Origin of the sequence: Streptomyces sp. NPDC091289, from assembly GCF_044757365.1 — a bacterium.
Taxonomy (GTDB): domain Bacteria; phylum Actinomycetota; class Actinomycetes; order Streptomycetales; family Streptomycetaceae; genus Streptomyces.
Genome location: NZ_JBIVUT010000012.1, coordinates 206,661 through 218,488 on the forward strand (window position 1 = coordinate 206,661; position 11,828 = coordinate 218,488).

At 70.0% G+C, this 11,828-nt stretch carries 9 protein-coding genes; 4 read left to right on the top strand and 5 right to left on the bottom strand.

Going from position 1 to position 11,828, the window contains the following annotated elements; all coding sequences use genetic code 11:
- Positions 1–77: 77 nt before the first annotated feature.
- Positions 78–3,617 carry a DNA polymerase III subunit alpha gene (dnaE, locus tag ACIQPT_RS18275; RefSeq protein ID WP_401156897.1) on the bottom strand — a complete coding sequence of 1,180 codons (3,540 nt, stop codon included), beginning with the start codon at positions 3,615–3,617 and terminating at the stop codon, positions 78–80.
- A 202-nt stretch (positions 3,618–3,819) separates the two neighbouring features.
- On the opposite strand from dnaE, the gene ACIQPT_RS18280 reads away from it, so the two are divergent.
- From ACIQPT_RS18280 to ACIQPT_RS18290, 3 genes are all read left to right on the top strand, one after another.
- Positions 3,820–5,145, top strand: coding sequence for a DUF2252 domain-containing protein (locus ACIQPT_RS18280; protein WP_401156898.1), 1,326 nt, complete (start codon positions 3,820–3,822; stop codon positions 5,143–5,145).
- An 86-nt stretch (positions 5,146–5,231) separates the two neighbouring features.
- On the top strand, positions 5,232–5,960 hold the full coding sequence (locus ACIQPT_RS18285; protein WP_401156899.1) for a hypothetical protein: 729 nt from the start codon (positions 5,232–5,234) through the stop codon (positions 5,958–5,960).
- Between the two features lie 76 nt (positions 5,961–6,036).
- Positions 6,037–6,852 carry a DsbA family protein gene (locus ACIQPT_RS18290; RefSeq protein WP_401156900.1) on the top strand — a complete coding sequence of 272 codons (816 nt, stop codon included), beginning with the start codon at positions 6,037–6,039 and terminating at the stop codon, positions 6,850–6,852.
- 37 nt (positions 6,853–6,889) lie between these two features.
- On the opposite strand, the gene ACIQPT_RS18295 is transcribed toward ACIQPT_RS18290, so the two are convergent.
- On the bottom strand, positions 6,890–7,468 hold the full coding sequence (locus ACIQPT_RS18295) for a dienelactone hydrolase family protein (protein ID WP_401156901.1): 579 nt from the start codon (positions 7,466–7,468) through the stop codon (positions 6,890–6,892).
- Between the two features lie 49 nt (positions 7,469–7,517).
- Between ACIQPT_RS18295 and ACIQPT_RS18300 the strand changes: the two genes are divergently transcribed.
- On the top strand, positions 7,518–8,681 hold the full coding sequence (locus ACIQPT_RS18300; protein WP_401156950.1) for a mechanosensitive ion channel family protein: 1,164 nt from the start codon (positions 7,518–7,520) through the stop codon (positions 8,679–8,681).
- Positions 8,682–8,694: 13 nt separating this feature from the next.
- Here the strand turns inward: ACIQPT_RS18300 and ACIQPT_RS18305 are convergent, their stop codons facing one another.
- The 3 genes from ACIQPT_RS18305 to ACIQPT_RS18315 all read right to left on the bottom strand — a co-directional run bounded on the left by ACIQPT_RS18305 (position 8,695) and on the right by ACIQPT_RS18315 (position 11,825).
- Positions 8,695–10,281, bottom strand: a complete 1,587-nt coding sequence (locus ACIQPT_RS18305; protein WP_401156902.1) for a Na+/H+ antiporter — start codon at positions 10,279–10,281, stop codon at positions 8,695–8,697.
- Positions 10,282–10,401: 120 nt separating this feature from the next.
- Positions 10,402–10,887, bottom strand: coding sequence for a GNAT family N-acetyltransferase (locus tag ACIQPT_RS18310; RefSeq protein ID WP_401156903.1), 486 nt, complete (start codon positions 10,885–10,887; stop codon positions 10,402–10,404).
- Positions 10,884–11,825, bottom strand: coding sequence for an RluA family pseudouridine synthase (locus tag ACIQPT_RS18315; protein WP_401156904.1), 942 nt, complete (start codon positions 11,823–11,825; stop codon positions 10,884–10,886). The genes ACIQPT_RS18310 and ACIQPT_RS18315 overlap by 4 nt, the downstream gene beginning before the upstream one ends.
- Between the last annotated feature and the right edge of the window lie 3 nt (positions 11,826–11,828).

Consider the following 11,828-nt stretch of genomic DNA (forward strand, 5'->3'; position numbering starts at 1 on the left):
CCGTCGGCCGCTCGCGGTCATGTGAGAGGGGCGTCCCGCACCGGCGGGACGCCCCTCTCGTCGTGTCGTGCCCGGGTTCAGCCGGCCAGGCAGGCCGGGCCGAGCAGCACCTTCAGGTCGCCGAAGAGGGCCGAGTCGGCCTTGACCCGGTGCCGGTCGAGCCGGAGCACGGTGGTCTTGCGGGGGCCCTGGAGCCTGATGCGTACCTCGGTGTCGCCCCGGTGGTGGCTGAGCACCTCGCCGAGCCGGGTGACCATCGGCGGGGTGATCTTCACCGTGGGGATGGTGAGGACGACGGGTGCGTTGGTCCCGGCGTTGGAGATGTCGGGGACCTGCATCTCCATGGCGACCAGCCGCGGCACGTCCTCGCGCTTGTCGAGGCGCCCCTTCACGAAGACGACGGTGTCCTCGACGAGCTGGGTGGAGACCAGCTGGTAGGTGGCGGGGAAGAACATGCACTCGATGGAGCCGGCCAGGTCCTCCACGGTGGCGATGGCCCAGGCGTTGCCCTGCTTGGTCATCTTGCGCTGGAGCCCGGAGATGATGCCGCCGACGGTGACGATCGAGCCGTCGCTGTAGTCGCCGCCCATGAGCTGGGAGATCGAGGCGTCGGCCTTGTCGGACAGCACGTGCTCCAGGCCGAACAGCGGGTGGTCGGAGACGTACAGGCCGAGCATCTCCCGCTCCTGGGCGAGCAGGTAGGCCTTCTCCCACTCGATGTCGGAGAACTCCACGTCGAGGCCGAAGCCCGGCTCGTCGCTCTCCTCCTCGCCCATGCCGCCGAAGAGGTCGAACTGTCCCTCGGCCTCCTTGCGCTTGACCTGCACCACGTTGTCGATCATCGGCTCGTGGTGGGCGACGAGGCCCTTGCGGGTGTGGCCCATCTCGTCGAACGCGCCGGCCTTGATGAGCGATTCCACGGTCCGCTTGTTGCAGACGACCGCTTCGACCTTGTCCAGGAAGTCGGGGAAGGTGCTGTACTTCCCCTTCGCCTTGCGGGACCGGATGATCGAGTCGACGACGTTCTGGCCGACGTTGCGGATGGCGGTCAGGCCGAAGAGGATCACGTCGTCGCCCTGGGCGGCGAAGTTGGACAGCGACTCGTTGACGTTGGGCGGGAGCACCTTGATGCCCATGCGGCGGCACTCGTTGAGGTAGACCGCGGACTTGTCCTTGTCGTCCTTGACCGAGGTCAGCAGGGCGGCCATGTACTCGGCGGGGTAGTTCGCCTTGAGGTAGGCGGTCCAGTAGGTGACCAGGCCGTACGCCGAGGAGTGCGCCTTGTTGAACGCGTATCCGGCGAACGGCACCAGGACGTCCCACAGCGCCTTGATCGCCGCGTCGGAGAAGCCCTTCTCCTTGGCGCCCGCCTCGAAGAGGACGAAGTTCTTCGCCAGCTCCTCGGGCTTCTTCTTGCCCATCACGCGGCGCAGGATGTCGGCCTCGCCCAGGGAATACCCGGCGACGATCTGGGCGGCCTTCTGGACCTGCTCCTGGTAGACGATCAGGCCGTAGGTGAGGCCGAGGACCTCCTTGAGGGGCTCCTCCAGCTCCGGGTGGATCGGGGTGATCTCCTGGCGGCCGTTCTTGCGCTCCGCGTAGTTCGTGTGCGAGTTCATGCCCATCGGGCCCGGCCGGTAGAGGGCCGAGACGGCGGAAATGTCCTCGAAGTTGTCGGGCTGCATCTGGCGCAGCAGGGAGCGCATGGGCCCGCCGTCGAACTGGAAGACGCCGAGCGTGTCACCGCGGCAGAGCAGTTCGTACGTCTTGGGGTCGTCCAGCGGCAGGGAGAGCATCTCCAGGTCGATGCCCTTGTTGGACTTCACCATCTTGATGGCGTCGTCCATGATCGTCAGGTTGCGCAGGCCGAGGAAGTCCATCTTCAGCAGGCCGAGCGACTCGCACTGCGGGTAGTCCCACTGCGTGATGGTGACGCCGTCGGTGTGCCGGACCCAGACCGGGGCGTGGTCGACGATCGGCTCGCTGGACATGATCACGCCGGCGGCGTGCACGCCCATCTGCCGCACGAGGCCCTCGACGCCCTTGGCGGTGTCGATGACCTTCTTGACGTCCGGTTCGCTCTCGTACATCCCCCGGATCTCGCCCGCCTCGCTGTAGCGCGGGTGCTTGGGGTCGGTGATGCCGTTGAGGTCGATGCCCTTGCCGAGGACGTCGGCGGGCATGGCCTTGGTGAGCCGGTCGCCCATCGCGTACGGGTAGCCCAGCACGCGGGCGGAGTCCTTGATGGCGTTCTTGGCCTTGATCTTGCCGTAGGTGCCGATCATGGCGACCTTGTCGGCGCCGTACTTCTCGGTGACGTACCGGATCACCTCGACGCGCCGACGCTCGTCGAAGTCGATGTCGACGTCGGGCATGGAGACGCGCTCGGGGTTGAGGAACCGCTCGAAGATCAGCCCGTGCTCGATCGGGTCGAGGTCGGTGATGCCCATCGCGTACGCCACGATCGAACCGGCGGCGGAGCCTCGGCCGGGGCCGACCGCGATGCCGTTGTTCTTGGCCCACATGATGAAGTCGGCGACGACCAGGAAGTACCCCGGGAACCCCATCTGGATGATGATGTCCATCTCGTACTCGACCTGCTTCTGCCGGTCGTCGGGGACACCGTTCGGGAAGCGGCGGCCCATGCCGACCCGGACCTCTTCCTGGAACCAGGTGATCTCCGTGAAGCCGTCCGGGATCTCGAACTTCGGCATGAGGTTCTTCGCCTCGAACATGCCGGTGGTGTCGATCTGCTGGGCGACCAGGAGGGTGTTGGCGCACCCCTGCTGCCAGGCGTCGGAGGAGTCGACGGCGTACATCTCGTCCGTCGTCTTGAGGTAGTAGCCCGTGCCGTCGAAGCGGAAGCGGTCGGGGTCCGAGAGGTTCTTGCCGGTCTGGATGCAGAGCAGGGCGTCGTGGGCGGTGGCCTCGTGGGCGTACGTGTAGTGGGAGTCGTTCGTCACGAGCGGCGGGATGTCGAGCTTCTTGCCGATCTCCAGCAGCCCGTCGCGGACCCGGCGCTCGATCTCGATGCCGTGGTCCATCAGCTCCAGGAAGTACTTGTCCGCCCCGAAGATGTCCTTGTAGTCGGAGGCCGCCTGGACCGCCTCGTCGAACTGGCCGAGCCGGAGCCGGGTCTGCACCTCGCCCGAGGGGCAGCCGGTGGACGCGATGAGGCCCTCGGACCACTGGGAGATGGTCTCCTTGTCCATCCGGGGCCACTTCTGGAGCCAGCCCTCGGCGTACGCGTCGGAGGAGAGCCGGAAGAGGTTGTGCAGCCCGGTCTTGTTGGACGCCCAGATCGTCTTGTGGGTGTAACCACCGGATCCGGACACGTCGTCGCGCTTCTGGTGCGGCTGTCCCCACTGCACCTTGCGCTTGTGCTTGCGCGACTCCGGGGCGACGTACGCCTCGATGCCGATGATCGGCGTGACGCCCGCCTTGGTCGCCGAGTGGAAGAAGTCGTAGGCACCGTGGAGGTTGCCGTGGTCGGTCATCGCGATATGGGACATGCCCATCTCGTTGCAGGCCTCGAACATGTCCTTGAGCCGCGCCGCACCGTCCAGCAGCGAGTACTGGGTATGAACGTGCAGGTGCGTGAAGGGCGGCTTGGTCACGGCGTCGGGCCTCCGGGAAGTCGGGCGATGACGGACGGGGGGACAGCGTGGAAGTCTACGACGTGACGGAGTCGAACGACGGGCACTCCCGGCTACCGCCGAGCGTTGGAGAGGGCGGAACACGTGTCCGTTTTGTCATGCACTCGGTCACGTGGACCCCGGTTCGGCCAGACACGCCAGCTACAGCAGGAGGCAGCAAGAAATGTCGGAAACGCAGACCGGCGCAGCGCAGCGCGGGGAGCAGATTCTCGCCGTTTTCGACACCGCCTTCGGGGAGCTGCTGGCCGCCGATCCAGCCGCCTTCCGGGTCAAGTTCCGCAAGATGGCGGGCTCGGCCTTCGCCTTCTACCGGGGCACGGCCTGCCTGTTCTACACCGACCTGGAGCGGGAGCGGCACGGCGGCCCGTTCCTGGACGAGCGGACCGGCCGGGTGTGGATCCACGGCGATCTGCACGCGGAGAACTTCGGCACGTACATGGACGCCAACGGCCGCCTCGTCTTCAACGTCAACGACTTCGACGAGGCGTATGTGGGGCCCTTCACCTGGGACCTGAAGCGCTTCGCCGCCTCCGTGGCACTGATCGGCTACGCGAAGGCCCTGGCCGACGAGCAGATCACCGAGCTGGTCCGGATCTTCGCCGCGTCCTACCGCGAGCGGATCCACGCGCTGGCGACGGGCGCGAAGAACGACGAGGTGCCGCCGTTCACGCTGGACACCGCGGACGGGCCGCTGCTGGGCGCGCTGCGGGCCGCCCGGTCGCGCACCCGGTTCTCGCTGCTGGACTCGATGACGGTGATCCGGGACTTCGAGCGCCGGTTCGCGGACGGCGGCGGGGCGATCGACCTGGACGCCGCGACGCGCTACAAGGTGCTGGCCGCGTTCGACGGCTATCTGGAGACGCTGCCGGAGTCGAGCCTGACCCGCCCCGACTCCTACCGGGTCAAGGACGTGGTGGGCCGCCGGGGTATCGGCATCGGATCCGCCGGGCTGCCCTCGTACAACATCCTTCTGGAGGGCAACAGCGACGCCCTGGAGAACGATGTGGTGATCTACCTCAAGCAGGCGCAGACCCCGGCGGTCTCCCGGCACATCACGGACGCCGCCGTGCGGGAGTACTTCCAGCACGAGGGGCACCGCACGGTGATCTCGCAGCGCGCGCTGCAGGCGCACGCGGACCCGTGGCTGGGCTGGACCGAGCTGGACGGCTCCGGTCAGTTGGTCGCCGAGGTCTCGCCGTACGCGGTCGACCTGGACTGGTCCGACATCGACGAGGTGGACGAGATCGCGGCGGTCGTCGCGGACCTGGGCCGGTCGACGGCCACGATGCACGCGGCCGCCGACGACGAGAGCGGGCACTCGCTGGTGCCGTTCTCCACGGAGCGGGCGATCGACGCGGCCATCGCGGCCGACGAGGAGGGCTTCGCGCCGCTGCTGGTCGACTTCGCCCACAGCTACGGGGCACGGGCCCGCGCGGACCACCAGATCTTCGTGGACCTCTTCCGCAACGGCCGGATCCCGGGGCTGTAGGGGCCCGACGGCCCAGGAGCCCCCTGCGATGACTCTCAGCCTCTTTTAAGGTCCGCTTACCTCCACGCATGACACACTTTCCGGCGATGGACATCTCAGGGACGCAGCTCAGGGTCGCGCGCGCGGCGGTCTTCACCGCGCTCGTCGTCACCCTGTCCACGGCGTCCCATGTGCTGCTCTCCCGGGTCCCGCTGCCGCTGACCGCGGTCGCGCTGCTGACCGCCGTCGTCTTCGCCGTGGCGTACGCGCTGGCCGGCCGGGAGCGCGGCTTCGGGTCGATCGCGGGGCTGCTGGTCCCGCTGGAGCTGGCCGCCGACACGCTCTTCACCACGGGTCAGCACCTCTGTTACGGGGCGGCGGGCGGCCCGGTCGCCGGCCCGCTGCGCGCGGTGGGCTTCGACGTCCTGTGCGGCGGCGGCGAGGTCGGTGCCACCGGGGCCCGGATCGCCGGGGTCGGCGCGGTGGGCACCCCGCTGGCCGATGTGGCCGGTGCGGGCGACCGTGCAGCGGTGCTCCTCGCACAGCCCGGGCCCGCCGTGCCGTGGCTGCTGCTCGCCGCCCATGTGGCGGTCGGGCTGCTCGCCGCGGCCTGGCTGCGGCGCGGCGAGGCGGCTCTGGCCGGGCTGCTGCGCACGGCGGCCCTGCTGGCGTTCCGGCCGCTGCTGGTCGCGGTCGCCGTGGTGCGCGCGAGTGTCCGGTCCGCGGCCCGCCGGGCCCGGCCCGCCGGGCGTCCGCACCCGCCGCTGACCGCCCGCTTCCTCGTGCACTGTGTGGGTCGCAGGGGCCCGCCGCCCGCGCTGTACGCCGCTGCCTGAGGGCACGGCGACGCGACGGACGGCGACACCGCCCACTCCCCACACACGTAGCACCACGCACTCACGGAGAACGATCATGAGCAAGCGGAACACCCAGGCGAACAAGGCAGCGGCCCGCGAGCGGCTGCGCGCCGAGCGCGAGCGGCAGGCCAAGAAGGACAAGACCCGCAAGCAGCTCGTCGTGGCGGTCTCGGTCGTCGCCGCCCTCGCTGTGGTCGGCGGCATCAGCTACGGCGTGATGCAGCTGAACAAGCCGGACGCCTGGGAGGAGGCGGCCGACGCGAAGAACGTCACCGCGCCGAAGAACACCTCGGGCGACGACGGCACCACCGTGGTGGTCGGCAAGTCGAGCGCGAAGAAGACCCTGGAGCTGTACGAGGACTCGCGCTGCCCGGTCTGCGCCACGTTCGAGCAGGGTGTCGGCGAGACCGTCTCGAAGGACGTCGAGGCCGGCAAGTACAAGGTCAAGTACGTCGGCGCGACCTTCATCGACAACACCGACAACGGTGAGGGCTCCAAGAACGCCCTGAGCGCGCTCGGTGCGGCGCTGGACGTGAGCCCCGAGGCGTTCATGGAGTACAAGGCCGCGCTGTACTCCGCGGAGTTCCACCCCGAGGAGAGCGACGACAAGTTCGCCAAGGACAGCTATCTGATCGAGGTCGCGGACTCCGTCGACGCGCTGAAGGGGAACAAGGCTTTCCAGAAGGACGTCGAGGACGGCACGTACGACGCCTGGGCGATGAAGATGTCCAAGTCGTTCGACAAGAGCGGGGTGCAGGGCACGCCGACGCTGAAGATGGACGACAAGAAGATCACGGCCGAGGGCAGCGACAACGCCCCCATGACGGCCGACGAATTCACGAAGGCCGTCGACAAGGCCCTGAAGGCGTAACGCTCGTCCAGGGACCCGGGGCCGCCCCCGCGCGCTCCTACAGGGTGGCCAGGAAGCCGAGCGCGACCTTCCAGGTCTGCTCGGCGGCCGCCTGGTCGTAGTCGTGCAGATCGGGGTCGGTGAACAGGTGCCCGGCCCCGGGGTAGCGGTAGACCTCCACGTCCGCGCCCGTCCGCTGCATCTGCAGGTACCAGCTGTTCAGCCAGTCGTGGGACTCGAAGGGGTCCGGGTCCGCGACGTGCAGCTGGACGGGCAGCTCGTCCACCGAGGCGTTCTCGGCGATGTCCGAGGTGCCGTGGAACAGCAGCAGCCCACGGGCCTTCGCGTCGCCGAGCGCCAGGGTCTGCGCGGTCGCCGCGCCGAAGGAGAAACCGGCGTAGACGAGCCCCTGGTCGGAGTAGGGCGCGGCGGCCAGCACGGCGCGCTTCAGCAGCTCCTCCTTGCCGATCTCCTCCTTGTGGGCCATGCCCTCTTCCACCGTGTCAAAGGTGTGCCCCTCGAACAGATCGGGCACGCGCACCTCGTGGCCGGCGTCCCTGAGGCGCGCGGCCGCGGCGTGCACGGCGGGCGTGAGCCCGTACGTCGAGTGGAAAAGCATGATGTTCATGAGGCCCATGGTGCCATTTGTGCCCTGGGGTCTGCCCTACAGCCAGGAGGACGAGTCCATGGAGAGCGTGCTGCGCCCGCTGATCGTCATCGGCGGTTCCGTGGTGATCACCCTGCTGGTCGGCTGGCTGGTCGACCTGCTGCTGCGGCGGGCCGACAGCCGTCACCACGAGACCCCGCTGTGGGGGCTGCTGCGGCGCTGCCGGCCGCCGTTGCAGGTGGTGGTCATCACGGCGCTGCTGCGCGGCAGCTACCGCCAGACGAAGATCGACTGGGTGTGGGACCACCGGGCCGGGATCGGCCAGATCCTGACCCTGGTGCTGATCGGCGCGTCCGCCTGGCTGGTGGTGCGGATCGCGGCGACGGTCGTGGAGGCCAGTTACGCCCGGTACGCCACGGCCACCCGCGACCCGGCCCGGGTCCGCCGGGTCCGTACGCAGGTGACGTTGATCCAGCGGGTGGTCATCGCGGTGGTGACGGTGGTCGCCATCGCGGCGATGCTGCTGACGTTCCCTCCGATGCGGGCGGTCGGCACGTCGATGCTGGCCTCGGCCGGTCTGCTCGGCATCGTCGCGGGTGTCGCCGCCCAGTCGACGCTCGGCAATCTCTTCGCCGGGCTGCAGATCGCGTTCGGCGACATGGTGCGGATCGGCGACACCGTGGTGGTGGACGGCGAGTGGGGCACGATCGACGAGATCACCCTGACGTTCCTGGCGGTACGGACCTGGGACGAGCGGCGGATCACGATGCCGGTCTCGTACTTCACCGGCCAGCCGTTCGAGAACTGGTCGCGCGGCGGGGTGCAGATGACCGGCACGGTCTTCTTCCACCTCGACCACTCCGCCCCGGTCGCCGCCATGCGGGAGAAGCTGCGGGATCTCCTCGGGGACATCGCCGCCTGGGACGGCCGGGACTGGTCGCTGGCCGTCACGGACACGACGCCGTCCACGATCCAGGTGCGGGCGGTGGTCACGGCGAAGGACGCGGACGACATCTGGACGGTGCGCTGCGCGGTGCGCGAGCAGCTGATCGGCTGGCTGCGCGACCACCATCCGTACGCGCTGCCGCGGATCGCCACCGCGCCCGCCGCGCTGCCGCCGGGCGAGCAGTGGGCGGAGCTGACGGGCTCCGGGGGCGGCTCCGGGGGCCGCTCCGGTGCCGACGGGACGACGCCGCCCGTCGACCGGGGCGACTCCAGGGCCCCGCGCACGGGCCGCGGCTGAGCACGCCGCACGCTCAGCGCAGGGAGCGGACGTCCAGATACCGCAGGACCCGGTCCACGACCTCCGGGTCGGAGCCGGGCTCGCTGCGCGCGGAGAGCACCTCGTGGCGGGCGGCCGACATCATCTCGCGCTGGACGCGGCTGACCGCCTTGAAGCGGTCGGCGCGCTTGGCGTAGGCCTCGCGCCGCTCCTCGTCGACCATGTCCGGGCTGATCCGGGCCCCGATGTCGTACGCGGCGCGCTGGAGCCGCTCCACGACCTCCTCGGGGAACTCCTCGACCTCCTGGATCTCCTTGAGGCGGTACTTGGCGGCCTTGGCGGCCCGGATGGCGAGATCCCGCTCCAGCGCCTCCTCGGCGTCGGTGTCGGCCCGGACCTTCAGCTTCCGCACCAGCCAGGGCAGGGTGAGCCCCTGGAAGACCAGGGTGGCCATGATCACGGCGAACGCGATGAAGATGATCTCGTCGCGCCCGGGGAACGGCTGCCCGTCGTCGGTCTCCAGCGGGATCGCCAGCGCCAGGGCGACCGAGGCCACCCCACGCATCCCGGCCCACCACATCACGACGGTCTCCCGCCAGCTGGTGGGGATCTCCTCGCTGACGTCCCGGCGGGTGTGCAGCTTCTTGGCGAGCCAGGTCGCGGGCAGCAGCCACAGCAGCCGTACGCCGACGACGACCGCGACGACCGCGAGTCCCCAGCCGACCATCTCCAGGGCGTGCCCGTCGGCGGTGCCGAACACGGTGTGCAGCTCCAGGCCGATGAGCCCGAAGGCGACCCCGGTGACCAGGGTGTCGACGATGTCCCAGAAGGTCCGTCCGGTGAGCCGGCCCAGCACGTCGTCGGCGTCGGCGGTGTGCTCGGCGAGGAACAGCGCGACGGTCAGGACGGCCAGCACGCCGGAGCCCATCAGCTCCTCGGCGAGGACGTAGGCGACGAAGGGCACCAGCAGGGTCAGGCCGACCTGGAGGGTGGCGTCGCCGAGCAGGTTCATCAGCTTGATGGTGAGCCAGCCGAGCGCGAGGCCGACGGCGACCGCGACGACGGCGGAGAGCACCAGCAGCCCGAAGGCCTCGGGGAGGGAGAAGGTGCCGCTGACGGCGGCGGCGATGGCCACGTGGTAGAGCACGATGGCGGTCACGTCGTTGAAGAGCCCCTCGCCCTCCAGGATCGACACCAGCCGGCGCGGCAGCCCCACGGAGCCCGCCACGGCGGTCGCCGCGACCGGGTCGGGCGGGGCGACGAGCGCGCCGAGGGCGACGGCCGCGGCGATGGGCAGCCCCGGCACGATCGAGTTGGCGACCGCGGCGACGGCGGCCGTGGTGACGAAGACGAGGGCCACGGCCAGCAGGAAGATCGGGCGTCTGTTGGCGGCGAACTGCCGCCAGGAGGTGCGCTGCACGGTGGCGTAGAGCAGCGGCGGGAGCAGCGCGGGGAGGATGATCTCCGGTGGGATGTTGACGTTCGGCACGAACGGCATGAACGCCATCGCGATGCCGACGAGCGTCATCAGCACCGGGGCCGGCAGCCCCAGCCGCGCTCCGAGCGGCACGGTGACCACGGCTCCGAACAGCAACAGGAGCAGCAGGGACATCTGTTCCACGAGGTGCCTTCCCCAGCGTGCGGGTCCGGCACATCACGAGCGGCCGAACAAGGCTCCCACCCTGTCACGCGGGGTGCGCGTTTCGACCGATACCCCCCGCTTCCGGCACTCGGGCGGCACTCAGGCCGGGGGGATCTCCCGCCGCATCGCCCGGTGCGGCATGCCCGCGTCGGGGAACTCGGGGCCGTACGCGACGTATCCGAGCCGCTCGTAGAAGCCGAGGGCGTGGGTCTGGGCGTGCAGGTCGACGGCGGCCAGGCCCAGCTTCCGCGCCTCGTCCTCGATGGCCACGACGAGGGCCGCGCCGACCCCGAGGCCGCGCGCCTGACGACTCACGGCGAGCCGGCCCAGCGAGCCGACGGACAGGTCGCCGCCGGTCTTACCGGCCGCGTCCGCGCCGTACAGCAGCCGTCCCGTGCCGAGCGCGGTGCCGTCCGCGGCGACGGCCAGGACATGCACCGCGGTCGCGTCGTGGGCGTCGTACTCCAGCTCCTCGGGCACGTTCTGCTCACCGACGAAGACGTCCTTGCGGACCTGGAAGCAGGCGGCGAGGTCGCTCTCCTCGACGGCCCTGCGGGTGCTGTACGGGGTGGGGACGGAGCTCACTGGCTCTCCGCGGAGATGGTGTCGAGGGCGTGCTGGAGGTCGGCCGGGTAGGTGCTGGCGAACTCCACCCAGCTGCCGTCGCTCGGGTGCTCGAAGCCCAGGCGCACGGCGTGCAGCCACTGGCGGGTCAGCCCGAGGCGCTTGGCCAGGGTCGGGTCCGCGCCGTAGGTGAGGTCGCCGACGCAGGGGTGGCGGTGGGCGGACATGTGGACCCGGATCTGGTGGGTGCGGCCGGTCTCCAGCTTGATGTCGAGGAGGCTGGCGGCGCGGTACGCCTCGATCAGGTCGTAGTGGGTCACCGACGGCTTGCCCTCGGCGGTGACCGCCCACTTGTAGTCGTGGTTGGGGTGACGGCCGATGGGGGCGTCGATGGTGCCGCTCATCGGGTCCGGGTGGCCCTGGACGAGGGCGTGGTACTTCTTGTCGACGATCCGGTCGCGGAACTGGGCCTTGAGCAGGGTGTAGGCGCGCTCGGACTTGGCGACGACCATCAGGCCGGAGGTGCCGACGTCGAGGCGGTGGACGATGCCCTGGCGCTCGGCGGCACCGGACGTGGAGATCCGGTAGCCGGCGGCGGCGAGGCCGCCGATGACGGTGGTGCCGGTCCAGCCGGGGCTGGGGTGGGCGGCGACGCCGACCGGCTTCATGATGACGACGATGTCGTCGTCGTCGTGGACGATCTCCATGCCCTCGACGGGCTCGGCGACGATCTGGACGGGAGCGGCGGCCTGCGGCATCTCCACTTCCAGCCAGGCGCCCCCGTGGACCCGCTCGGACTTCCCGGCCACCGAACCGTCCACCTGGACCTTCCCGGCTGCGGCCAGCTCGGCGGCCTTGGTGCGGGAGAAACCGAACATCCTGGAGATGGCGGCGTCGACACGCTCGCCTTCCAGGCCGTCCGGTACGGGCAGGGTGCGGATCTCGGGGTGCGTACTCACCTG